Origin of the sequence: Rhodopseudomonas palustris, from assembly GCF_013415845.1 — a bacterium.
Classification (GTDB): Bacteria; Pseudomonadota; Alphaproteobacteria; order Rhizobiales; family Xanthobacteraceae; genus Rhodopseudomonas; species Rhodopseudomonas palustris_F.
Genome location: NZ_CP058907.1, coordinates 1,091,494 through 1,114,686, shown reverse-complemented (window position 1 = coordinate 1,114,686; position 23,193 = coordinate 1,091,494). Strand labels below are relative to the sequence as shown.

Here is a 23,193-nt window from a genome sequence, read left to right as displayed (position 1 = left end):
TCGTCGAACCTGTACCAGCGTCATGGCCGGGCTTGTCCCTATCATCCACGTCTTCGGCATACCGCGAAACGTGGATGCCCGGCACAAAGCCGGGCATGACGAATGAATATCTGCCGCCGAAAGCCGAGACCTTACAGCTTCTCCGCCGCAAAGGTGTTGCAGGCCTGGACGGTGCCCTGCTGATAGCCGGTCATGAACCAGCGCTTGCGCTGTTCGGCGGAGCCGTGGGTGAAGGAGTCCGGCACGACGTCGCGGCCGGCGCGGCGTTGCAGGGTGTCGTCGCCGATCGCGGCCGCGGTGGTGAGTGCGGCGTCGATGTCGCCGTCCTCGAGGAAGTTCGGACGCTTCTTCTTTTCGCGATTGACCCAGACGCCGGACAGGCAGTCGGCCTGCAGCTCGACGCGCACCTGCAGCGCATTGGCTTCGGCGCGCGAGCCGGCCGCCTCCTGAGCGCGCGTCACCTTCGGCAGAATGCCGAGCAGGTTCTGGACGTGATGGCCGGCCTCGTGCGCGATGATGTAAGCGGCAGTGAACTGACAGGCCGACCCAGAACAGCCGCGGAAGCGGGTCTCGACCTGCTTGAAGAACGAGGTGTCGATGTAGATCTGCCGGTCGGGCGGACAATAGAACGGCCCCATCGCCGCCTGCGCCATGCCGCAGCGGCCGCCATTGGTGCGGCCGCGGAACAGCACGATCTTCGGCCCGACATAGGTCTGACCGTTAGCCTTGAAGATTTCGGTCCAACGATCGTCGATCTCGCCCAGCACGCCAGAAATCATGCTGCCGACCTCGTCGGTCGGCGCGCCCTGCTTGCTGGGCCGGCTGTCGGCCTGATGATGCTGCGTCGTCTCCGAGATCATCTCGGCGCCGCTGATCAGCAGCCGCGGATCGATACCGAGCGCCCAGCCGACGATACCCAGCACCACGATGGTGCCGATACCGAGACCGCCGCCGCCCATCGGAAATCCGCCACCACCACCACCGCCGCCCTCCTGGTCCCGGCGGTCGTCGATATTGTCGCTGCGACGGAAATCATCGAAACGCATCAGCCTGTCCTCGGTTTGGCCGCACCGGCGATTCGGGGCCGGTCCCCGTGTGTAGCCGATCGGAAGAAATCGGCGACAATTAGCATTAACCTGCCCGGCAAATATTGCCTAGTGCGCAGCCCGAACGCCGGCGTGGACGACGCATCGCCGGATCTGCGCAGCACAAAGCCGTGCGTAAACACCTATGGTGTAACCATTCGCGCTGGTTCCTGCCGCCGATATGCCGGCACAGAGAACTGTTCCTCGGTTCGTTCGTTCCGTGGTCACCAAACTGCAATCCAATTAAGTCGATTTTTACTTTGACGGGTCATTGTAGTGGCTAGTCGGTTTGTTGGTCCCGCGTCGCCGACGGCGTCACATGAGTCAGGTTAGTTGAGTCATGGTTGTGTCGCGTCGCGGGGCGTCTGCAAGGGCGCCCCGCACTCAATTTGAAGATATGCCCGAGAGCCGAATCATCGTCGGTGATTGCATCGCCGAGATGGAGAAGCTCCCGCCGAAGTCGGTGGATCTGGTGTTCGCCGATCCGCCGTACAATCTACAGCTCAAAGGTGCGCTGAAGCGTCCCGATGAATCGGAAGTCGACGCCGTCGACGACGATTGGGACAAGTTCGCGTCCTTCGCCGCTTACGACAACTTCACCCGTGCATGGCTGCTCGCCGCGCGACGGATCATGAAGCCGTCGGCGACGCTGTGGGTGATCGGCTCGTACCACAACATTTTCCGCGTCGGCACGATCATGCAGGACCTCGGGTTCTGGGTGCTCAACGACATCGTTTGGCGCAAGTCCAATCCGATGCCGAACTTCCGCGGCCGCCGTTTCACCAATGCGCACGAAACCATGATCTGGGCCGCGCGCGATGAGAACGCCAAGGGCTACACCTTCAACTACGATGCGTTGAAGGCCGCCAACGAGGACGTTCAGGCGCGCTCGGACTGGCTGATTCCGCTGTGCACCGGCGACGAACGGTTGAAGGGCAAGGACGGCAAGAAGGTGCACCCGACGCAGAAGCCCGAACAGCTTCTGGCGCGCGTGCTGTTGAGCTCGTCGAAGCCGGGCGATCTGGTGGTCGATCCGTTCAACGGCACCGGCACCACAGGTGCTGTCGCCAAGCGTTTGCGCCGCAACTACATCGGCATCGAGCGCGACAAGACTTATGCTGAAGCTGCACGTGCGCGGATCGATTCGATCGAACCGCTGCCGGACGACACGCTGAAGCCGTTCCTTACCGCGCGCGATGCGCCACGGGTGGCGTTCTCCGAGCTGATCGAGCGCGGCATGATTTCGCCGGGCGCACGATTAGTCGATTCGAAGAAGCGGCACGGCGCACTGGTGCGCGCCGACGGCGCGATCATGCTCGGCGACAAGGTCGGCTCGATTCACCGAATCGGCGCGGTGGCCCAGGGGTCGGAGGCCTGCAACGGCTGGACGTTCTGGCACGTCGAAACCAGCAAGGGTCTGCGGCTGATCGACGAACTTCGCGCCGAGATTCGCAGCACGATGATCGCCTGACGCAAATAGGTTTCTCCGGTTCTGATCCAATCAGAACCGGAGCTCTTTTTGCCGTGGTTGCGATATGCGAACCGCGCCTGCTTTCCCTAAGACACCTCCCTAGCTTCCGTCGATGAACCGTCCGATTCGGTACTTCGGCAGCAGCGCGTCGGCTTCGGACGAGTGCTTACGACCCTTGGTCTTGGTGTCGTAAGCCTCGGTCGCTTCCTTGCCGCACCACGGCTCGATGATGCTCGGCCGCGACGGATGATCCGGCAGATACGCCGTGATGTCGTAGACGTTGCCGCGAATCGCCATCCAGCAATCCTGCGGCACCGCATGCTTCGCCAATTCAGCGGCGCCGATCTCGCGCTCGGCGGCGGTCGCCGTGGTGTCGGCGCCCGGCACCAGGAGATTGGCGATCCAGAAACCGGCGACGGCGATCCAGAACGCGGCGGTCGAGACGTAGAACAGCTTGCGCATCATCTGAACTCGAAATTCTCGTAGTGGACATGCTGAGCGGTGACGCCGCGTGCAGCGAGCGCCGATTTCAATGCGGCGACCAGACCGGGCGGTCCGCACAAATAACACTCGGCGCCCGACAACTCGCCGGCGGGCGGCAACAACGGGCCGAGATCGGGAACACCGTCACCGGTCTCAACGGCATGGAGCGTAAACTTCGGATCGGCCGCCGCAGTCGCGCGCAGCTCCGGCAGGAAGGCCGCGTCGGCTTCGCAGCGATACAAATACAGCAGCCGCGTCGGATGCAGCAGCGGGCCGGCGTTCAGCAAAGCAACGAAAGGCGTGACGCCGATCCCGCCTGCCACCCAGAACTGCGGCGCCCTTCCGTGCGGATCGACGAAGCCGCCGAAACCGCCAATCACGCGGGCTGCAACGCCGGGCTCGATCGCCTGCATCCGGGTGGTGCAGTCCCCGAGCGCCTTGACGGCAAGATGCAGCTCGTCCTGGCCCGCGATCGTGCTGACCGTGAAGGGATGAAATTCGCCGCAGCCGCGATAGCGGTCGCCGTTGCCGAATTCCACGAGGACAAACTGACCGGGCGTCACCATCGCCGGATCACCGAGCGGACGCAGCACGACCTCGATCGATCGCGCCGCGAGTGGCAGCGCCGACGTCACCACATAGGGCCGCGCCGCAAGCCCAAGATCGCCACGGATCAGCCGCCAACCGAGAATCGCCGCCGCGACCGCCAGGATCGGCAGCACAGGCTCATCGATGCCGAGCAGGATCAGATGCACCAGCCCGGTCAGCACGCCGAGGCCGAGCAGCGCATGCAGCCAGCGCCACGTGCTGTAGCGGATGCGGCGGATGAAGGTGGTGACGAGGCCGCCCATCAGGAGCAGCAGCCCGAGCCAGCCGGACCACACCGGCCAGCTTTCGGTGAACGGCGACAGCGTCTGCCAGGCGACCCGCGGCGACGACAAGTTGTTGGCGGCGAGCAGCAGCGGATGCAGCAACAGGAACAGATAGGCCGCCAGTCCTGTGGCGTGGTGCCAGCGATACATTCGCTCCAGGCCACCCAGCCAAGCCGCAAGCCGTGGCTCGCGCAGCATCAGCAGCAGACTGACCAGCAACAAGCCGCAGCCGAGCCAGCCGGTGATGATGCCCGCGGCGCGAACCGGCGCCAGACCTTCGGGAAATGCCCACACCGCGAAGCCTGCCGGCACCGCGCAGCTCAGCAGCGGGATCGACCACCTGCGCAGCGCTGCAGCAGCGGCCGCCACCGGCTCAATCCCGCCCGGATTTCAGATGATCGCAGAAGTCGCGTCCACCGTGCGGCAGGTCGAGCCCGCGCTCGCGCGCCCGCTGCACCATCAGCGCGTGATGCTCGGCCCGATAGGCTTCGCAGGCGTTGTAATCAGTGAAGCCGCGCACCCGTCCCTGATGCTCGATCCGCTCCGGCGGCGACATCAGCATCCAGCCACGCGTATTGCCTTCGTCGGCGCGCCACGGCGCCGCGGCCGCGGGAGTCGCGCTCAGCACCAATCCGGACAGATTGATCATCACGGCAGCACACGCCGCCAAGCGGATGCAGAGCATAACCGTCATCCCGCTGCGATGCGACGCCGCAGCTTAGCGCGACCGCGACGGTTGTGAAGATGACTCAGATCAAGCAACAGGCGAAATTGAAAGCGGGCCCCGCCGGCTCTCCGTCATTACGAGCGAAGCAATCCAGAGGGCTCCATGCTCGGAACTGGATTGCTTCGCTTCGCTCGCAATGACGAGGAAAGGTCAGTGTCCGAAGCTATTACTTCTTGTCGGTCTTCTTCGCGGCCTCGCGGGCGTCCTTGATCGCCTGCTTGAACAGCGCGACGTCGAGCACGCCGGGCACGCGGAAGCGGCCGACGATGAACGACGGCGTCCCCTGGAAGCCGAATGCCTTCGCCTGAGTGTCGTTACGCTTGAGGATCGCTTCGATCGTGGCGCGGTTGGCGTCGAGATCCTTGGTGGCGCGGTCGACATCGATCCCGCCGGCCTTGAGCGTCTCGTTCAGCGTCGTCTCGGTCAGCTTCGAGGTCGAACCGATCAGCGCCTCGTGCGCCTGCAGAAACTTGCCCTGGTATTTCGAAGCCAGCACCATCTTCGCCGCATCGACCGATACTCCGCCGAAGATCGGCCAGTCCTTCAGCACCAGGCGAATGTTGCCGTCCTCCTTCACCACCTGCGTCAGGTCCGGCGCCACCTTTTTGCAGTACGGGCAGCGATAGTCGGACCACTCGACGATGGTGATGTCGCCCTTGGGATTGCCCGCAACCGGAATCTCCGCGTCGTACAACACCGCATCGGTCGACAGCACATCCTCGGCATCCGGCGCGGTCGGCGCCGCCCAGGCCTTGGCGGCCACCAGCGTCGGAGCCAGTGCAAGCGCCGCCGTCACGGCCGACCGTCGGGTGATCATCATCGGTTCCAATCTCCAGGACTTGGGTTGGCCCTGTTGTGCCTCGGATCGAACGGCAGTGCCATCACTTTGCCGTGGCCGGCGGCGGAATCGGCGGTTTGTCGCGCAACACGATATAGATCGCCGGAATGACCAGTACCGTGAGCAGCGTCGACGACGCGAGGCCGAACAGCAGCGAGATCGCCAGGCCCTGGAAGATCGGGTCGAGCAGGATCGTTGCCGCACCGATCATCGCGGCCAGAGCCGTGAGCAGGATCGGCTTGAACCGCACTGCACCGGCTTCCAGCACGACTTCGCGCAACGTCTTCCCCACGCCGCCGGAATGGCGGATGAAATCGACCAGCAGGATCGAGTTGCGCACGATGATGCCGGCGAGCGCGATGAAGCCGATCATCGAGGTGGCGGTGAACGGCGCCCCGAGCAACCAATGGCCGATCAGGATGCCGATCAGCGTCAGCGGGATCGGCGTCAGGATCACCAGCGGCAGCTTGAAGCTTTTGAACTGCGCCACCACCAGCACATAGATGCCGAGGATTGCGGCGCCGAACGCGGCGCCCATGTCGCGGAACGTCACCCAGGTGATCTCCCACTCGCCGTCCCACAGCACGGTCGGTTTCGACTCGTCGGACGGCTGGCCGTGCAGGCTGATCGCCGGCTTCGGCAGTTTGCCCCAGTCGTGGGATTCGATCAGCTTGTCGACGTCGAGCATGCCGTACAAAGGCGCTTCGAATTTCCCCGCGAGCTCGGCCATCACCATGTCGGCGAACCGGCCATCGCGGCGGAAGATCATCGGCGAGCCGACTTCCTTGGTGGCCTTCACCAGTTGGCCGAGTTCGACCACCGTCTTGGCGCCGGGCAGAGAATTGGCCGGCACCGGCGTCGAGGCCAGCGCCTCGTTCCATTCGAGATCGCGCTTCGGCAGCCCGACCGTGATGGCGATCGGATTGCGGCCCTCGCCGCGATGCGAGTAGCCGATCGAGGTGCCGCCGAACAGCGCCTGGACGGTGTCATAGACGTCCTTCTGTTCGACGCCGAAGAACTCTAGCCGGTCCTGGTCGATCGACAGCCTGAGCCGCGGCCGCGGCTCACCGATCGAATTGTCGACGTCGACGATGAACGGCACCTGCTTGAAGATTTTCTCGACCTCGGCGGTAACCGCACGGCGCGTCGCGGCGTCGGGGCCGTAGATTTCCGCCAGCAGCGTCGACAGCACCGGCGGACCAGGCGGCACCTCGACCACCTTGAGGCTGGTGCCTTCCGGCAGCTTCAGCGCCTGCAATCGCTTGCGCAGGTCGAGCGCGATGTCATGGCTGGCGCGGCTGCGCTCGCCGCGCTCCTTCAAGTTCACCTGCAGCTCGCCGAGTTCGGGCCGCTCGCGCAAGTAATAGTGTCGCACCAGGCCGTTGAAGTTGAACGGCGCAGGCGTGCCGGCGAAGGTCTGCACCGAGGTGATTTCGGGCAGCCCGCGGGCGATGTCGGCCGCCGCGAACAGCGTGCGCTCGGTGTCTTCGAGCGTGGCGCCCTCGGGCAGATCGAGCACCACGGCGATCTCGCTCTTGTTGTCGAACGGCAGCAGCTTCACCGTCACCGACTTGGTGTAGAACAGCGCCATCGATAGCAGCGTGGCGATGCCGACGCCGAGCAGGAAGATCCAGGACGCGCGCTTGCTAGCGACGATCGGCGAGGCGAAGCGGCGATACAGCCGGCCGAGCCGGCCTTCGTCGTGGTGGCCATGCCCGGCCCCGGCGACACCCTGCTTCGGCGCCAGTTTCAGCATCAGCCACGGCGCAACCATCATGGCGACAAAGAACGAGAACAGCATCGCGGCAGAGGCGTTGGCCGGGATCGGCGCCATATACGGCCCCATCAGCCCGGACACGAACAGCATCGGCAGCAGCGCTGCGACCACAGTCAGGGTCGCGATCACGGTCGGATTGCCGACCTCGGCGACCGCCTCGATGGTGGCCTGCAGCCGGGGCCGTCCGTCCTTCATCCCCCAGTGCCGGGCGATGTTTTCAACGACCACGATAGCGTCGTCGACCAGGATGCCGATCGAGAAAATCAGCGCGAACAGGCTGACGCGGTTGATGGTGTAGCCCATCAAATTCGCCGCGAAGAGCGTCAGCAGGATCGTGGTCGGGATCACCACCGCGGTGACGATCGCCTCGCGCCAGCCGATCGCGATCGCGATCAGCACCACGATCGAGATCGTCGCAAGGCCGAGATGGAACAACAGTTCGTTGGCCTTCTCGTTGGCGGTTTCGCCGTAGTCGCGGGTGATGGTGACGGCGACATCCTTCGGGATCAGAGAGCCCTGCAGCGTCGCCAGCCGCGCCTTGATGTCGTGCGACACGACCACCGCATTGGCGCCAGCGCGCTTGGCGAGCGCAAGTGTCACCGCCGGCACACGGTCCCATTTGCCGGCGGAGTCGCGGGCATCGTTCCACACCCGATGCTCGGCCATGTTCGGCCCGATGATCACCTGCGCGACGTCCTTGACGTAGACCGGACGATTGTCGCGGGTCGCGACCAGCAGCAGGCCGATGTCGGGAATGCCCATCAGGGTCTGCCCGGCCGAGACGCTGCGCATCGTGCCGGCGTCGCGGACGCTGCCTGCCAGGAACGAACGGTTGGCGTCCTTCACCTTGGCGACGAGCTGTTGCAACGTGACGCCGTACAGCGACAGCTTTTCCGGATCGGGCTCGACCCGGATCTGCTGCGCGCCGCCGCCGGAGATGTAGGTCAGGCCGATGCTGTCGACCTTCATCAGCTCGGAACGCAGCTTGTCGGCGAGCTCATAGAGATCCTTGTCGGTCCAACGCGCGGCAGCTTCCGGCTTCGGCGACAACGTCAGCACGGTGACGGCAACGTCATTGATACCGCGGCCGACGATCAGCGGCTCGGGGATGCCGACCGGGATGCTACCGATGTTGGCGCGAATCTTCTCGTGAACCCGCAGGATCGCATCCTCGGCCTTGGTCCCGACCAGAAAGCGCGCCGTCACCATCACGCGGTCGTCTTCGGTCTGGCTATAAACGTGCTCGACGCCGTCGATGCCCTTGACGATCGCTTCCAGCGGCTTGGTCACCAGCTCCACCGCGTCCGGCGCGCGCAGGCCGTCGGCGTTGATGCGGATGTCGACCATCGGCACGCTGATCTGCGGCTCCTCCTCACGCGGGATCGCGGCGAGCGCAATCAGCCCGGCAATCAGCGAGGCCAGCAGGAACAGCGGAGTCAGCGGCGATTGAATGGTCGCCTTGGTCAGGCGTCCCGAAATTCCAAGATTCACGGCTGCACCAACTTGTCACCATTGCGCAGACCCGAGAGAATCTCGAGTCCGTCGGGCATGACTTCGGTCGGATGTTCGCGGCCGCGCTGCACCGGCACTGCCATGGTCTTGCCGGGCTCGCCGATATGGACGTAGTCGATGCCGAATTCGGTGGAGACGAACTTCGCCGGAATCACGAAGGCCTCGCGCTCACCGCCGGAGATCCACACCCGCAGCCGGTCGCCGACGAAGTATTGCGGCAGTCCTTCGACAGTGGCGTCGGCGACGACTCGGCCGTCCTCGATCTGCGGATACACCAGATCGATGGTGCCGAACTTGGCTGCGTTGTCGCCGAACTCGCTGCCGTCGACGCGGATCTTGTCACCCTTCTTGAGAGAGCGCGCGTGCCGCTCCGGCACCCGGAGCCGCAGCTTGTAGTGCTGCTGTGCGACGGTGACGATCGGATCACCCTGCAGCACCACCGAACCGACGGTGATCATCTTCTTCAGCACGCGTCCGTCGTCCGGCGACAGCACCTGGCCTTCCTTGAACTGCTGCTGCACCACCGACCGTTCCGCAGTCTTGGCGCGCAGGTTGTTCTCGGCGACGTTGAGCGCGGTACGGGCTTCGTCCAGCTTGGTGCGTGGCAGCGTGCCGCGCTCGACCAACCCCGAGATGCGATCGTAGTCGATCTGCGCCTGGGTCGCCTGTGCCTGCAGCGCCTGGATCTGGGCGTCGAGCGAGTTCATCTGCAGCGTCAGCTTGTCGTCGCCGATGGCTGCAATCTCCTGGCCGCGGGTGACGCTGTCGCCTTCACGCACCTTCAGCGCCACCACCGTGCCGCCGATCCGCGCGCGCGCCGGCACCACGCTGATGCTCTCGACGGTGGCGAACACCGCTTTCTCGTCGGAGATCCTGGTCTCCGCCACCGTCAGCGTCGCCGCGGCATGCGCCGCCACTGCTCCGAGCAGCCATGCGGCGACCGCGCCGCTCATCGTCCATCGCATTCGCATGTCACGCCCCTGCAGGTTTGCGGCTGGTCTTTCCGGTCGCCTGCCCCGGACAGAACACCCGGTACAGCGTCGTCAACACTTCGCGCGCCGGTTCGCTGGCGATCGAATAGAAGATCGACTGCGCATCGCGCCGCGCCGATACCAACCCGTCGCGGCGCAGCAGCGCGAGATGCTGCGACACCGTCGAGTCGCGCAGATCCAGCGCGTCGGCGAGTTCTCCGACCGAGCGCTCGCCGTCCACCAACTGACAGATGATCAGCAGCCGATGCCGGTTCGACAGCGCTTTCAGAAGCTCGCTGGCTTGGTCGGCGGCAACCACCATCGGATCGTCTGTTATTTTCATATTTGCGTATATACGATTATTCGAATATATAGTCAACCCGAACCCGGGCGGCCGGGCCATCACACAGGAGGAGGACTGCGATGAATCTCGATCAAACCGTGCTCGCCTTCGCCGGCGCCGTCGTGCTGGTGAGCCTCACGCTCGGCTGGCTGGTCAGCCCGTATTGGCTGTTGCTGACGGCATTCGCCGGGGTCAATATGATCCAGGCATCGTTCACCGGCTTCTGCCCGGCGGCGATCGTGTTCAAGAAGCTCGGCCGTCCGGCCGGCAATGCGTTTTCGTAAGGGCGACAGGACACCAACAACAGACGTCATTGCCGGGCTCGACCCGGCAATCCATCTTCTGGCGACAAAATTTTCAATGAAGAGCGATGGATGCGCGGGTCAAGCCCGCGCATGACGCTGTTGCGTTTGGCACCGCAGCGGCTGGAAGCGATGCGGCACCTCGAAGCGACGCGGCGCGCTCAGGCCGCCCGGCCGCAATTGCAATTGCAGCCGCCTTCTTCTTCCTCGTCGTCGTCATCGTGAGGGGCTGCGGGCGCCAGCGACCCGGCCAGATAGTTCTTGATCGCGGTGACCGGATCGGTCTCGGATGTGGTGATGGCGATCACGCCGCGCGCTGCCATGCGGGCGAGGAAGCCGGGCCCGGCGCTGCCGGCGATCACCACGCTGACCTTGTCGAGCGGATGCGCCCCGTCTTCCTTGAATTCGTGGATCGACATCTCCTTGGGGAGGTCGAGTCGATCGACCTCCTGGGGCGGACGGCACGGCGCCGCATCGAACACCAGGAAGCGACGGGTCTTGCCGGCGTGGCCGGTCACGGTGCGGAAATTCTGGCTGGCGACTGCGATCAGCATGATTGGGCTTTCGGAAACTGTGAGTGAAGAAAGAGCCGCGCCCGCGGCTTCAACACGGCCGGGCGCGCAGCAACGACCGATGGATCGCCATTGCCGGGCATGACCCGGCAATCCGTCATCTTCGCGCAAGCGTTCGGGGCGCGCTGACGCGCGCGATCGATGCGCGGGCCTTCGCCACGCCGAAGCGGCTACGGCCGCGCAGGCGGGTCGAGGCCGCGCATGACAAATTCGATTGTGGCTGCGCCGCGCTCAGGTCTCGCCGATAATGATCTGCGTGTCAGTGGCGAACTTGTAGGGCACCAGCGGCAGGTTGCGCGGCGCCGGCCCGAGCCGGATACGGCCGGCGGAGTCGTACTGCGAGCCGTGGCACTGGCAGAACCAGCCGTCGTAGTTGCCCTGATGCTCGGTCGGCACGCAGCCGAGGTGGGTGCAGATCGCCGACACCACCAGCCACTGCTCCTTGCCGGGCTTGACGCGGGCCGAGTCCGGCTCCGGATCACGGAAGCTTTGCCAATCGGCGGACTGCGCTGACTGGATTTCCTTCGGCGTGCGGTGGCTGATGAAGATCGGTTGGCCGCGCCAGAACACCTTCACGACCTGCCCTTCCGAGATCGGCGCCAGGTCGACTTCGAGCGGGAAGCCGGCCGCAACCGTGCCGGCGTCGGGATTGAGCTGGGATACGAACGGCCACGCCATCGCGGCGGTGCCGACCGCAGCCAGGGCCCCGGTCGCCAAGTACAACACGTCACGGCGGCTCGGTTGTTCAGACGTAATAGCGGTCATCGTCGTCTCCTGAAGGTTGTCCGCTGGCCGGATTGCCGTGCCGGCCCGCGGTCGAATGCGTGGTCCAATGATGCGGATCGCGCCGCACCTACGTTTTGCGAAGCTCGCCGGCGGCGCGAGCGAGGATCGCAACAAGCTCTGCTTCGTTGTCCGGGTCTTTGACTATCTGGCGGATCGCGACTTCCCGAAGGTTGTCGAGCGCTGCCCGCAGCAGCGGCGGCAAATCGTTGCCCTCGGTGCCGCTGTCGACGTTCTGTTGCCGCATCATCTCGCCGAACGCGGCGAGGCGGTCGAACACCGCATCGGCCAACGCGCGATTGGCGGCCAGGTGGCCTCGGCCCTCGTCGGTCGCGACGTAGAGCTTCTTGGTGCCTTCCGGCTGGGCGATGACGTGGCCGGTCTCTTCAAGGAAGGTGAGCGTCGGATACACCACGCCCGGACTCGGGGCGTAGAAGCCGGCGGTCTTCTCCTCGATCATCTTGATAATGTCGTAGCCGTGGCGCGGTTGCTCGGCGATCAGCGCCAGCGCGATCAGCTTGAGGTCGCCTTGCGCCAGCATCCGGCCGGCGCGCATCATCTCGCCGCCGCCCATCCCGCGGCCGCCCATGCCCCGGCGGCCCCACCGGCACCCGGGCATCCCAAACCCGCATCGTCGCGGGCTGTTGTCGACGCCGTCCATGACGACCTCCTGAAAGATATATCTTACCTAGGGACGCCTCGGGGCGAAGTAAAGATATATCTTTTGAGAGCGCAGCGACATTTCGGCCAGGTGCGACAGAATGGTGCCTTGTTACTTATCCTGTTCCACGGCCTGTGGTTTTCCGATACAGATCGTTTGATCCAGATCAAACTTAGAACGGGACCAAAATATATCGTCCGAACATATTCAAATGTTTCCCCGACATTTGAGCCCCGCCATCGCGCACCCTGCGCTCGGCTCGGGAGCGAGGCTGACGGCCCCGGCAGAACAACAGGAGAAGATCATGATCAAGGTTGCCATGTTGCTTTGGATTATCGGCGGCGCGACGCTCGCGGGCATGATGATTATTGCAGTATTGGCGGTTCCGAGCCTGTCCGAGCAGGCGATGCATTGGATTCCGATCGCGGTCGGCTGCGGCTTCGTGATCGCGATGCCGGTCTCGTTCCTGGTCGCGCGCAAGATCGCGCGCCCGTCAATGCGCTGAACGATCCCCATCGAGACGCTCACGAGAGCGTCTCGATCCTGCGTGACTGATCCCGCATGATTTCGCCCGGAGACGGCCGCCCCCTCTCCGGGGCGAAGCTCCAGCGAAAGCCCTTCTTATGACCGAAACCAACATCGAGGGGCCGCTCTATGCGCCCCGCAAGAAAGTCTATCCGCAGGCGGTGCACGGCCGCTTCCGCAGGATCAAATGGGCGCTGCTGGCGATCACGCTGTCGATCTACTACTTCACGCCGTTCCTACGTTGGAACCGCGGCCCCGGCCTGCCCGATCAGGCGGTGCTGATCGATCTGCCGGCGCGGCGGTTCTATTTCTTCTTCATCGAGCTGTGGCCGCAGGAAGTGTATTACTTCACCGGCCTGTTGATCATCGCCGCGCTGGTGCTGTTCCTGATGAACGCACTCGCCGGCCGCGTGTGGTGCGGCTATCTGTGCCCGCAGACCGTGTGGACTGACCTGTTCTACGCAGTCGAACGGCTGATCGAGGGCGACCGCCGCGATCGCATCACCAAGGACAAGCACGGGCTGACCGTACGCCGCGTCGGCGAGCTCGCCCTCAAGCACTTCATTTGGCTGATGATCGCGTGGTGGACCGGCGGCGCCTGGGTGCTGTACTTCGCCGACGCCCCGACGCTGGTGAAGGAGCTGGTCACCTTCCAGGCGCCGATGGTCGCCTATGTCTGGATCGGCATCCTCACCTTCACCACCTACACTCTCGCCGGCTTCATGCGCGAGCAGGTGTGCATCTATATGTGCCCGTGGCCGCGCATCCAGGCGGCGCTGACCGACGAATGGGCGCTCAACGTCACCTATAAGTACGACCGCGGCGAACCGCGGATGTCGGTGAAGAAGGCCGAAGTGGTGCGCGCCCATGGCGAGACCGCCGGCGACTGCATCGACTGCCACCAATGCGTCAACGTCTGCCCGACTGGCGTCGACATCCGCCAGGGTCTGCAGCTCGGCTGCGTGCAGTGCGGCCTGTGCATCGACGCCTGCAATACGGTGATGCAGCAGGTCGGCCGTCCGCCGGACCTGATCGCCTACGATACCGACATCAACATCCAGCGCCGGCTCGCCGGCAAACCTTCGGTGTATCGTCCGATCCGCGCCCGCACGTTGCTGTATTCCGGGCTGATCGTGCTGGTCGGCGCGGTGATGGTGTATGCGCTGGCAACGCGCGGCTCGCTCGACATCAATGTGCTGCACGAGCGCAACCCGCTGTTCGTGACGTTGTCCAACGGCGGCGTGCGCAACGACTACACCGTGCGGCTGCTCAACAAACGCCCGACGGGCCGCGTGATGCAGGTGTCGGTCAGCGGCGTGCCGGGTGCCCGGCTGCAGGCGGTCGGCGTCGATCCGGACGCCAAGGACCGGCTCGATGTCGAAGTCGGCCAGGATCAGACCCGCGAACTGCGGCTGTCGGTGATGGTGCCGAGCGAGCAGGTGCCGAGCAAGTCGATGAACATCACCTTCGAGGTCAAGGATCCGCAGACCGGCGAGATGGCGACTGCGGTCGACCACTTCGTGCCGCCGACCTCGAACTAAGCAACGGTGGCGGGGCGACGATCGGTTACGTCGCCCCGCGCACCAGGTGAGACAGTCCCTGATACAATAGCGCCACTGACACCACGAACAGCAGCGCGTAGGCGATCCGGTAGAACAGCCCGGTCGGCGTCCGCTTCACCAGCCAGATCCCCGCCATGTTGGCCGCCGCGGCAAGCGGCAACAGCGCCAGCGACGTTCCGAGATTGGCCGGGGTGAATTGCCCCAGCAGAAAATACGGACCGATCTTCAGCGCATTGATGATGGCAAAGAAAATCGTCGTGGTGCCGACCAGCACCAGCTTGGGCAGGAGCTGCGGCAGCATATAGACCTGATACGGCGGGCCGCCGCCTTGCGTCATGAACGACGTGAAGCCCGACACCGCGCCCCAGAACACGCCGGCGGCATCCGACAGCTTCACCGCGGAAGCATGCGGCCGCAGCCAGACGTTGAGCACGAACACCAGCCCGACGCCGCCCACGATCAACCGCACCGCATCGTCGGACACGATCGAGGCCGTCCACCACGCGATCGCCATTCCGACTAGCGCCCCCGGCAGCATCACCTTCAGACTGCGTGCATCCCAATGATGCCGGTACACGTATAGCGAGATCAGATCCTGCGTGATCAGCACCGGCAGCAGCAGCCCGGCGGCTTCGAGCGGCGGCAGATACAGCGCCAGCAGCGGCGTCGCGGCGATGCCGACGCCGGAAAAGCCGCCTTTGGCGAGGCCGAGCAGGAACACCGCGGGGATGGCGACGGCGTAGAACCAGGGATCGAGGATGATCGACAACGAACGGACTCGAATGGATGGAGGGTCGCCGCGCGACCGGCGGCGCTTCCGCTGTACAGAGGAATATCGGCCGCGGCAAACCCGCCCCGGCGCCTATCGCCTCGCGAACGCTCGCGCCCCGGACTGACGGATCAGTCCCGCTCCTTCAGCCCATGCTGCTGCAGGCGCCACAGTAGCAGATCGAGCCGGTCCTGGCCGAAGAACGGTTCGCCCTTGAACACGAAGGTCGGCACGCCCCAGTGGCCCGATGCGGCGTGATCGCGCTCGTTGCTGCGGATGGTCTCGTCGTATCGGTCGGCATCGGCCGCGATCTCCGCCTCGAGTTGCGCCAGATCGAGCCCGGCCCGCTCGGCGGCTTTGGCCAGATGATCGCCTTCGTGCCAATTGTCGACCGCGCCGCCATACAGCACGGAACTGACTTCGCGGATGAACGCCAGACCATGGCCAGCGAGCTGGGCAGCAGCGCCGAGCCGCGTCAGGCGGGTGATGTAGGGTTGCTCGGCAGCGACTTCGAGCGTCTGCATGTTCTGCACGATCGGATCGGGCCGCGGGAAGCGGAACGGAATCCCCTCCTTCTGCGCCACGCGAAAACTGTCGAGCACGACGTAGCGCGCGAACCTCGGATCGGTGCGCTTGAAGAACGTCGGGTCGCGCACCGCGAGCGGATACACCGGCCGCGCGTTGATGACGAAATCGTATTGCTCGACCAGCTTCACCGCCTTGGGCAATGACAGATAGCTGTAAGGGCTACGAAACGACCAGAACAGATCGACGCTGAGACTCATCGGCCAACCTTCGTCCAGACCGTCGCCACGGGCGTCCCGCAATGTACAATTTGCAGAGCCAATTTCCGCCGCGCGGGCTTGGACGGCCTCGCCGCGCCACCGATTAGTCTCATGAAGATCTCCCTGATTGGTGCGCCGCTTCGGCGGCGTCTGTCATTGATGAACTAATCGTAAGGCGGAGACCTGCGATTGCAATCCGTTTCTGCATCGGCTGAGATACCGCCGTCGCGACAAACGACGAGACCGGAGGAGACCGAGGATGAGCGAGACCACCACGATCGCGAACGACGCAACTGCGCCGAAGGACGCCTCCGCCTCGGTGATCGCGCGCCACAAGGCCGTGCTGGACGAGCTGCCGTTCTCCGATACGACCGATTTCGACGACGCCGCGCGTGGCTTTCTCGGCAGCATCGACCACGCCGCGATCAGTTCGGCGCAGGGCCGGACGGTGTGGAGTCTCGAACCTTATCAGTTTCTCCAGGAAGAGATCGCACCGGCAACCGTCGATCCAAGCCTATGGCGGCAATCGCGGCTGAACATGCAGCACGGACTGTTCGAGGTCGTGCCGGGCGTGTACCAAGTCCGCGGCTTCGATATCGCCAACATGACGCTGATCGAGAGCGACAATGGCGTGATCGTGGTCGACACCCTGACCTCGATCGAAGGCGCCCGCGCGGCAATGCAGCTCTATGCCCGCCACCGCGGCGACAGGCCGGTGGTGGCGGTGATTTTCACTCACACCCACGCCGATCATTGGGGCGGTGCGCGCGGCGTGCTCGACGACGCCACGCTCGCGAGTGGTCGGGTGCCGATCATCGCACCCGACCTGTTCATGGAGCACGCCGTCTCCGAGAACATCATCGCGGGGCCGGCGATGCTGCGGCGCGCGCAGTATCAGTTCGGGCCGCTGCTCGCCAAGGGACCGCGCGGCCATGTCGATTGCGGACTCGGCAAGACGATGGCCGCGGGCACTGCCGCGCTGCTGCGGCCGACCGACCTGATCAAGGCGACCGGCGACACCCGCCGCATCGACGGCGTCGACTTCGAATTCCAGATGGCGCCGAACTCCGAAGCGCCGGCGGAGATGCACTTCTACGTTCCGCGCTACAAGCTGCTCAACCTCGCCGAGAACTGCACGCACAACTTCCATAATCTGCTGCCGTTCCGCGGCGCCGACGTGCGCGATGCGCTGGCGTGGTCCGGCTATCTCGGCGAAGCCTTGCGGCTCTGGGGCGGCAAGGCCGAGGTGATGTGCGGCCAGCACCATTGGCCGGTGTGGGGCACCGAACGGATCAACCTGATGATCCGGCAGCAGCGTGACCTCTACAAATTCGCCCACGACCAGACGCTGCGGCTGATGAACCACGGCCTTACCGCCGCCGAGATCGCCGAAACCATCCGCCTGCCGAAGAGCCTCGATGGTGCCTGGCACGCCCGCGGCTATTACGGCCATATCCGCCACAACGTGAAGGCGATCTATCAGAAGTATCTCGGCTGGTACGACGCCAACCCGGCCAATCTCGATCCGCTGCCGCCGGTGGACGCCGGCAAGAAGTATGTCGACTACATGGGCGGCCCCGACGCGCTGCTAGCGAAGGCGCGCGCCGATTTCGCCAACGGTGAATTCCGCTTCGTGGCGCAGGCACTCAGCCATTTGGTGTTCGCCGACCCCGACAACCAGGACGGCCGGCTGCTGCTGGCCGATACGTTCGAACAGTTGGGCTACCAATCCGAGAGCGCGACCTGGCGCAACGCCTATCTGTTCGGCGCCCAGGAACTGCGCCACGGCATGCCGAAGATGCCGACCCGGCCCGGGATGCCGCGCGAGACGCTGTCGGCGCTGAAGACCTCGCAGATCTGGGACGTTCTCGGCGTCCGCCTCAACGGACCGAAGGCCGAGGGCAAGACCATCGTGCTGAACTGGCAGTTCACCGACACCAGCGAATACTGGGTGCTGACGCTGGAGAACTGCGCGCTGACCTATCTGCCCGGCACGCAATCCGCCAAGGCCGACGCCGGCTTCGTGCTGCCGAGAAGCTTGCTCGACGAGGTGATCGCCAAGCAGACCTCCTTTCCCGAGGCGGTGATGGCCGGCAAGATCAAAGTCAGCGGCGATCCGATGAAGCTCGCCGAGCTGATGGCGCTGATGGACGAATTCCCGCGGATGTTCGAGATCGTCGAACCTAAAAGAGCAGCCGTGACCTGAGACCACGGCCGCTCCGATGGGACCTTGCCGGGATGGCTACGCCGCGGATCGCGCCGCGGCCTGCTCGACCGCGAAGTCGAGCCGCAGCGGGCTGCGGAAGGTCGACGATGGCATCCAGTTCAACTGCTGCTCGGTGCGCGTGTAGTCCGGCACCACCTTGTGGAACTCGTCGAATGCGATCCTGATCGCCATCCGGGCGATCGCCGAGCCGAGGCAGGCATGGACGCCGCCGCCGAAGCCGAGGTGGCCTTTCGGCTTGCGCGTCAGATCGTACACGTCGGGATTCGGAAACTGCCGTTCGTCGCGATTGGCCGAGCCATAGGCGAGGCACACGAAGTCCCCCGCCTTCATGGTGACGCCGTGCAGCGTCAGGTCGCTCTGCAGGCAGCGTTTGAAGCGCTGCGCCGAGGTGTTGTAGCGCAGCGACTCCTCGACCGCGTCCGGCAGCAGCGCCGGGTCGGCCACCACCGCGCGGCGCGCATCGGCGAAGTCGGCCAGGTTCAGCGCCAGCATGCTCATGAAGCCACCGAGCGACTCGATGCCAGCCATGATCAACGTGGTGGTGGTGAGCAGCACCTCGCGCTCGTCGAGCCGGTCACCATCGATCTCCGCCATGCTGAAATGCGAGATCAGATCGTTCTTCGGCTCGGCGCGGCGCTGCGCGATCACGCCCGACGCGTAGTCCTGCATCCATGCGTAGGCGGCGAGATGCTCAGGCCCCTTGGCGCGGGTCACCGGATCGCTCTGCACCATCAGCACCGCCTTGTCCCGCACGGTCTGCTCATCGCCCATCGGCAGGCCAAGCGCTGCAAACAGCACCCGCACGGTGAACTTGGACGAAAAGTCGCTGATGAAATCGAATTGGTCGCGGCCGCGCAGCGCCTCGGCGGCATCGCGGGCGATCTCCCGCATCGGTTCGGCCAGCGCTTCGAGATTGCGCTTCATGAAGGCGTGCTGCACCAGCCCGCGCAGCCGGTCGTGGCGCGGTGGATCGGTGGTGCCGAGCGTGGCGCCGGCCCGGTTCGGCAGCTCGGTCATCAGGTTGCCCTTGGCCGACGAGAACACCTGCCAGTTGCTGCCGGCACCGGCCACGTCGAGATAGCGCGACAAAATCCACATCTGGGCCGGCTCGCTCCAGAACACCGGATACTCGTCGCGCAGCGTCTTGTAGAGCGGGAACGGGTCGGCATCGACAACGGGCGAATAGGGATCGAAGCTGAACATGAGCTGATTTCCTCTCTTGTTGCGGCCGCCCGGTTCGTTTTGATCTGTTAGTTGCGGCGATCATCCGAGTGTAGTTGACGGTGTATTTCCCCGTGAGACGCCGCGGTGACAAAAACTTGCACTTTTCCGACGTTCGGTCTTAGCTGCGGAATGGCTCGCGCACGCCGCAAAGCAGCAATTCCGATCTTCGCGCTGTACGGCGAAACGCCGGCGGCGCCGGTCGACATGCTGCATGTCGAAGCGATCCAGTCGCGCAGCCGGTTGTATCAGTGGGAGATCGATGTCCACGCCCACCGCAGCCTGCATCAAATCCTCTGGATCGGCTCCGGAACGGCGACGATCGCGCTCGACGAGCAGCGCGTGCAGCGCGATGGGCCGGTCGCGGTGATCGTGCCGCCCGGTGTCGTTCACGGCTTCAGGTTCTCGCCGCACACCGAAGGTCAGGTCTTCACCTTCAATCCGCACGCAATGATCGAAGGCGATGTGCCGGCGACCGGCCAGGCGCTCCGCGATCTGTTCGCTGCGGCCCGCATCCTGGAATTCGCGCCGGACGGCGCCGCAACGATGCGGATCGACAGATTGTTCGCCGAGCTCGCCGATGAATTCGCGACGCCGGATGCCGGCAACTCGCCCGTGCCGTTGTGGCTCGGCCGTGCCATCGTGTGGAGGCTGGCGCAGCAAAGCGAGCGGCAAGCGCGCTATGCCGCGCGCGGCGGCGATCAGTTCACCCGCTTCTTGTTGCTGGTGGAGACACATCATTGCGAGCATTGGCCGATCGCGCGCTACGCCGACGAACTCGGCATGACGCCTGAACGCCTCAACCGTCTGGCGAAAGCCGAGACCGGCCAGAGCGCGCTCGACGTGGTCCATGCCCGCCTCACCCGCGAGGCCTGCCGCCGGCTGACGTATATAGCTGCGCCGATCTCCAAGCTCGCGTTCGAACTCGGCTTCGAAGACCCTGCTTATTTCTGCCGCTTCTTCAAACGCCGCACCGGCCAGAGTCCTCGGGATTATCGGCGCGTGGTGAGCGAGGAGGCGTAGTCCACCAAAGACTGTCATGGCTGGGCTTGCCCCGGCCATCCACGGCCACAAGCACTGCCTTGCCCAATTTCGTGGATACCCGGGTCAAGCCCGGGCTTGACGATCTTTGCGTAGTAGTGCCGCTGACGAGACAGACCTACGCCGCCTGAGCCAACTTCGGCCGGTTCTCGATCAGCATGATGCCCGATGCGGTATTGGAGATCGGGAGGTGATAGTTGCGGTGCAGTTCGTGGACGTCGCCGGTGAGAGCGCCGCGCATGGCGACCCAGTTCATCACTTCGACGCCCTGGCTGCCGGCAAGCTCGACCAGTTCGTGCGGGTCGATGCCGAGTAAGCTCTCGATATCGCCGGTCATCGCGTCCATGCAGCGACGATCGAACGCGGTGTTGATGAAGCCGGCGCGCTGGCCTTCGAGCTGATGTGACAGGCCGCCGGTGCCGATCACCACCACTTTCAGATCTTCCGGATAGCTCTCGATCGCGCGGCCGATCGCCTGGCCGAGCTTGAAGCAGCGGCGCAGCGACGGCAGTGGATGCTGCACGGTGTTGACCACCACCGGCACGGTCGGAATGTCGTGAGCGCGGCCACGCAGAAACAGCTCCATCGGCAGGCTGTAGGCGTGATCGACCAGCATCTCCTGGCAGGTGACGGGGTCGAACTCAGATTCCACCAGCGTCTCGATGATGTGCCAGGACAGCTTGGTGTCGCCCTTGAACGGCGCCATCACCGGAATGCCCCAGCCTTCGTCGTCGTTGCGATATTCCGGCGCGGCGCCGACCGCGAAGGTCGGCATCTTGTCGAGGAAGAAGTTGAGTCCGTGGTCGTTGTAGATCACCACCGCGGCATCGGGCTTGGCTGCCTCCAGCCAGCGGCAAGGCGCATCGAAACCGTCGAAGAACGGAGCCCAATACGGATCCTTCTGCAGGCCCTTGGCAATCGCCCCGCCGATCGCGGGCACGTGCGAAGCGGCCAGGCCGCCGATAATCGTCGCCATGTCAGCAATCCCCTCTCAATTGTCCCGCGCCGCCAGCAGCTTCGCCTTGAACTGCTCGACCGTCATGCCGGTCTGCAGCGCGCCGATGTCCTGCATGTTGAGGCCGAGAATGCCGGCGAATTTGGCGAGGTAGTAGGCGTTGCCGCCCTCGTCGAGCAGCTTGAGCAGATCGCGCTTGAGGATCGCTTCGGTCTGCGCCGCTGTCAGGCCATAGCGCGCGCAATACGCAGCTTCGTCTTTGACGAACGCGGCGCGCGCGCCGGCGTCGTTGAACGAGAAGCACATCTTGTTGAGAGCGTAGCCCTTCTGCGCCGACTCGGGGCCGAAGATCGGCGTCCCGAAAATCTCGCGCTTGGCGCGCCCGGCGCCAGCCGCCAATGCCTCACTCATGGCATCCCCTGATGACGTTTCCTGCATGTGGCCCTACGGCCAAATTTCGCGAACGATAGGCGGCGGCAGGAGAGGCTATTTGACGTGCGTCAAATGTCAGGAGAATCCGGACAGCAGAGACCGCCCCGTAACAGAGCGATCAGGAGCGGGACTGCCCCCGCAGCCATCGTCGCAGTCGTTGCAGCATCGACAGCGGCGGCTGCGGTTCGAGCGCTTCGGATGGTTGTTCGAGCGCCAACGACGGAGCTTCGGCAAGGTCGGTGACGATCTCGTCCCCGGTCGGCAACGGACTGGTCGGGCAGCGCGGTGGCGGCGGCGCGGCGGGGGCTGCCGACAGCAAGTGGCCGGCCGATTCCAGCACCAATGGGCCCACCTCGGTCAGAAACGCCTGCTCGTAGCTGCGCGACAGCCGCTGCAGCGCCTCGTCGAGCGGCAACCAATCGACCGCGCGGATGTCCTTCATCAGCGGCAGGGTCTGCCGTGGCTCGGCTTCCATCCGCCAGAAATGCACCACCTTGGAACGGCCGCCGGAATCATAGGCGAGCGTGCCGATGAATTCGTGGACCGCAACGACGTGGCCGGTCTCTTCCAGCACCTCGCGCTCGGCCGCCTGGCGTGGCGTCTCGCCATGATCGAGCTTGCCCTTGGGCAGCACCCAATCGTTGCGCTTGCGCATCCGGACGACCGCGAACAGCGGATCTTTGCCGCGCCGCAACACGATTCCGCCTGCTGCCAGCACCGGAGTTCGCAACTTACCGCCCTTCGTCGTCGGAAAATCGACCTCCACCATATAGGATCGAGCGTCCCTCAAGCGAGGCACGACGTTGCGCGCCGCTTCGAAAAATCAAACGCGCCGTCCAGCATGCGCTTACGGCGCGGGCGGCGGCGCCACCACCGGATAGCTGCGGTCCGGCGTCAGCACGCAGCGATACACGCGCTTGCTGCGGGTCTGCCACGCCTCGACGATCCGGCCACAATTGGCGCAATGCAGATTGCCCGGCTCACCGTCGAGCGTTTCGGATTCGGCGCAGCGGTACAGCGCGCCGCATTCACATTCCACGTCGGAGAGTCTCATCGCTTCTTTCCTGACATCGACGTGCGGCAGTTCCCGCCGTCGCAAATTGCCATCCTAGGTGGCAATGCTGACGCCGCTGTGTCAGCGCGCCGCGAAGGCACACATTTTCCGTGAGGTGACACACCGAAGCACCGACTGGTGGTTCTTGGCCGAGCCGGGATAGAATTGCCGCGGCGCTGCAAACAGCCGCCGGACGATCGCGGAAGCAACCGCGGCGTCCCAACG

At 64.7% G+C, this 23,193-nt stretch carries 24 protein-coding genes; 6 read left to right on the top strand and 18 right to left on the bottom strand.

Annotation, left to right across the window (positions count from 1 at the left end; translation table 11 throughout):
- Window positions 1–131: 131 nt before the first annotated feature.
- Window positions 132–1,046: a KPN_02809 family neutral zinc metallopeptidase gene (gene ypfJ, locus HZF03_RS05190; protein WP_119019308.1), complete on the bottom strand. Its 915-nt coding sequence runs from the start codon at window positions 1,044–1,046 to the stop codon at window positions 132–134.
- Between the two features lie 379 nt (window positions 1,047–1,425).
- Between ypfJ and HZF03_RS05185 the strand changes: the two genes are divergently transcribed.
- Window positions 1,426–2,556: a site-specific DNA-methyltransferase gene (locus tag HZF03_RS05185; RefSeq protein ID WP_011156559.1), complete on the top strand. Its 1,131-nt coding sequence runs from the start codon at window positions 1,426–1,428 to the stop codon at window positions 2,554–2,556.
- A 99-nt stretch (window positions 2,557–2,655) separates the two neighbouring features.
- Here the strand turns inward: HZF03_RS05185 and HZF03_RS05180 are convergent, their stop codons facing one another.
- The 7 genes from HZF03_RS05180 to HZF03_RS05150 all read right to left on the bottom strand — a co-directional run bounded on the left by HZF03_RS05180 (window position 2,656) and on the right by HZF03_RS05150 (window position 10,079).
- Complete coding sequence (locus HZF03_RS05180; protein ID WP_119019307.1) at window positions 2,656–3,021, bottom strand: cytochrome b5 domain-containing protein; 366 nt, start codon at window positions 3,019–3,021, stop codon at window positions 2,656–2,658.
- Window positions 3,018–4,280: a ferric reductase-like transmembrane domain-containing protein gene (locus HZF03_RS05175; protein WP_119019306.1), complete on the bottom strand. Its 1,263-nt coding sequence runs from the start codon at window positions 4,278–4,280 to the stop codon at window positions 3,018–3,020. The genes HZF03_RS05180 and HZF03_RS05175 overlap by 4 nt, the downstream gene beginning before the upstream one ends.
- 4 nt (window positions 4,281–4,284) lie before the next feature.
- Window positions 4,285–4,596, bottom strand: coding sequence for a hypothetical protein (locus HZF03_RS05170; RefSeq protein WP_119019305.1), 312 nt, complete (start codon window positions 4,594–4,596; stop codon window positions 4,285–4,287).
- A 208-nt stretch (window positions 4,597–4,804) separates the two neighbouring features.
- The gene (locus HZF03_RS05165) at window positions 4,805–5,458 is read right to left on the bottom strand and encodes a DsbA family protein (RefSeq protein WP_012494760.1); all 654 of its coding nucleotides are present in this window, start codon (window positions 5,456–5,458) and stop codon (window positions 4,805–4,807) included.
- A 61-nt stretch (window positions 5,459–5,519) separates the two neighbouring features.
- The gene (locus HZF03_RS05160; protein WP_119019304.1) at window positions 5,520–8,744 is read right to left on the bottom strand and encodes an efflux RND transporter permease subunit; all 3,225 of its coding nucleotides are present in this window, start codon (window positions 8,742–8,744) and stop codon (window positions 5,520–5,522) included.
- A complete protein-coding gene (locus tag HZF03_RS05155) occupies window positions 8,741–9,736 on the bottom strand; it encodes an efflux RND transporter periplasmic adaptor subunit (protein WP_119019303.1) in 996 nt (331 codons plus the stop codon). Before HZF03_RS05155 ends, HZF03_RS05160 begins: the two co-directional genes overlap by 4 nt.
- A 1-nt stretch (window position 9,737) precedes the next feature.
- Window positions 9,738–10,079 (bottom strand): ArsR/SmtB family transcription factor, encoded by a 342-nt coding sequence (locus HZF03_RS05150; protein WP_119019302.1) that lies wholly within the window; start codon window positions 10,077–10,079, stop codon window positions 9,738–9,740.
- 80 nt (window positions 10,080–10,159) lie between these two features.
- On the opposite strand from HZF03_RS05150, the gene HZF03_RS05145 reads away from it, so the two are divergent.
- Window positions 10,160–10,363, top strand: coding sequence for a YgaP family membrane protein (locus HZF03_RS05145; protein ID WP_119019301.1), 204 nt, complete (start codon window positions 10,160–10,162; stop codon window positions 10,361–10,363).
- A gap of 179 nt (window positions 10,364–10,542) precedes the next feature.
- Here HZF03_RS05145 and HZF03_RS05140 read toward each other — a convergent pair whose 3' ends face one another.
- The 3 genes from HZF03_RS05140 to HZF03_RS05130 form a co-directional block, all read right to left on the bottom strand.
- A complete protein-coding gene (locus HZF03_RS05140) occupies window positions 10,543–10,935 on the bottom strand; it encodes a NifB/NifX family molybdenum-iron cluster-binding protein (RefSeq protein ID WP_119019300.1) in 393 nt (130 codons plus the stop codon).
- 249 nt (window positions 10,936–11,184) lie between these two features.
- Complete coding sequence (gene petA / locus HZF03_RS05135; RefSeq protein WP_119019299.1) at window positions 11,185–11,718, bottom strand: ubiquinol-cytochrome c reductase iron-sulfur subunit; 534 nt, start codon at window positions 11,716–11,718, stop codon at window positions 11,185–11,187.
- A gap of 88 nt (window positions 11,719–11,806) precedes the next feature.
- Entirely contained in the window at window positions 11,807–12,397 is a 591-nt protein-coding gene (locus HZF03_RS05130) for a PadR family transcriptional regulator (protein ID WP_119019298.1), read from the bottom strand.
- Between the two features lie 226 nt (window positions 12,398–12,623).
- On the opposite strand from HZF03_RS05130, the gene HZF03_RS05125 reads away from it, so the two are divergent.
- Both HZF03_RS05125 and ccoG read left to right on the top strand, forming a co-directional pair.
- Window positions 12,624–12,902, top strand: a complete 279-nt coding sequence (locus HZF03_RS05125; protein ID WP_420853846.1) for a hypothetical protein — start codon at window positions 12,624–12,626, stop codon at window positions 12,900–12,902.
- A gap of 118 nt (window positions 12,903–13,020) precedes the next feature.
- Window positions 13,021–14,463 carry a cytochrome c oxidase accessory protein CcoG gene (ccoG, locus tag HZF03_RS05120; protein WP_119019297.1) on the top strand — a complete coding sequence of 481 codons (1,443 nt, stop codon included), beginning with the start codon at window positions 13,021–13,023 and terminating at the stop codon, window positions 14,461–14,463.
- 25 nt (window positions 14,464–14,488) lie between these two features.
- On the opposite strand, the gene HZF03_RS05115 is transcribed toward ccoG, so the two are convergent.
- Both HZF03_RS05115 and HZF03_RS05110 read right to left on the bottom strand, forming a co-directional pair.
- Window positions 14,489–15,253, bottom strand: coding sequence for a sulfite exporter TauE/SafE family protein (locus tag HZF03_RS05115; protein ID WP_119019296.1), 765 nt, complete (start codon window positions 15,251–15,253; stop codon window positions 14,489–14,491).
- A gap of 131 nt (window positions 15,254–15,384) precedes the next feature.
- On the bottom strand, window positions 15,385–16,038 hold the full coding sequence (locus HZF03_RS05110; protein WP_119019323.1) for a 2-hydroxychromene-2-carboxylate isomerase: 654 nt from the start codon (window positions 16,036–16,038) through the stop codon (window positions 15,385–15,387).
- A 259-nt stretch (window positions 16,039–16,297) separates the two neighbouring features.
- Here HZF03_RS05110 and HZF03_RS05105 point away from each other — a divergent pair, with 259 nt between their 5' ends.
- Window positions 16,298–18,244 carry an alkyl/aryl-sulfatase gene (locus tag HZF03_RS05105; protein ID WP_119019295.1) on the top strand — a complete coding sequence of 649 codons (1,947 nt, stop codon included), beginning with the start codon at window positions 16,298–16,300 and terminating at the stop codon, window positions 18,242–18,244.
- Between the two features lie 36 nt (window positions 18,245–18,280).
- On the opposite strand, the gene HZF03_RS05100 is transcribed toward HZF03_RS05105, so the two are convergent.
- Window positions 18,281–19,468, bottom strand: coding sequence for a cytochrome P450 (locus HZF03_RS05100; RefSeq protein WP_119019294.1), 1,188 nt, complete (start codon window positions 19,466–19,468; stop codon window positions 18,281–18,283).
- 150 nt (window positions 19,469–19,618) lie between these two features.
- Between HZF03_RS05100 and HZF03_RS05095 the strand changes: the two genes are divergently transcribed.
- Window positions 19,619–20,509, top strand: a complete 891-nt coding sequence (locus HZF03_RS05095) for a helix-turn-helix domain-containing protein (protein WP_119019293.1) — start codon at window positions 19,619–19,621, stop codon at window positions 20,507–20,509.
- A 136-nt stretch (window positions 20,510–20,645) separates the two neighbouring features.
- On the opposite strand, the gene HZF03_RS05090 is transcribed toward HZF03_RS05095, so the two are convergent.
- The 4 genes from HZF03_RS05090 to HZF03_RS05075 form a co-directional block, all read right to left on the bottom strand.
- Window positions 20,646–21,503: a class III extradiol dioxygenase family protein gene (locus HZF03_RS05090; RefSeq protein WP_119019292.1), complete on the bottom strand. Its 858-nt coding sequence runs from the start codon at window positions 21,501–21,503 to the stop codon at window positions 20,646–20,648.
- Between the two features lie 15 nt (window positions 21,504–21,518).
- Complete coding sequence (locus tag HZF03_RS05085; protein WP_012494745.1) at window positions 21,519–21,893, bottom strand: protocatechuate 4,5-dioxygenase subunit alpha; 375 nt, start codon at window positions 21,891–21,893, stop codon at window positions 21,519–21,521.
- A gap of 139 nt (window positions 21,894–22,032) precedes the next feature.
- Window positions 22,033–22,683, bottom strand: a complete 651-nt coding sequence (locus HZF03_RS05080; protein WP_119019291.1) for an NUDIX hydrolase — start codon at window positions 22,681–22,683, stop codon at window positions 22,033–22,035.
- Window positions 22,684–22,761: 78 nt separating this feature from the next.
- Complete coding sequence (locus tag HZF03_RS05075; RefSeq protein ID WP_011156537.1) at window positions 22,762–22,968, bottom strand: hypothetical protein; 207 nt, start codon at window positions 22,966–22,968, stop codon at window positions 22,762–22,764.
- Between the last annotated feature and the right edge of the window lie 225 nt (window positions 22,969–23,193).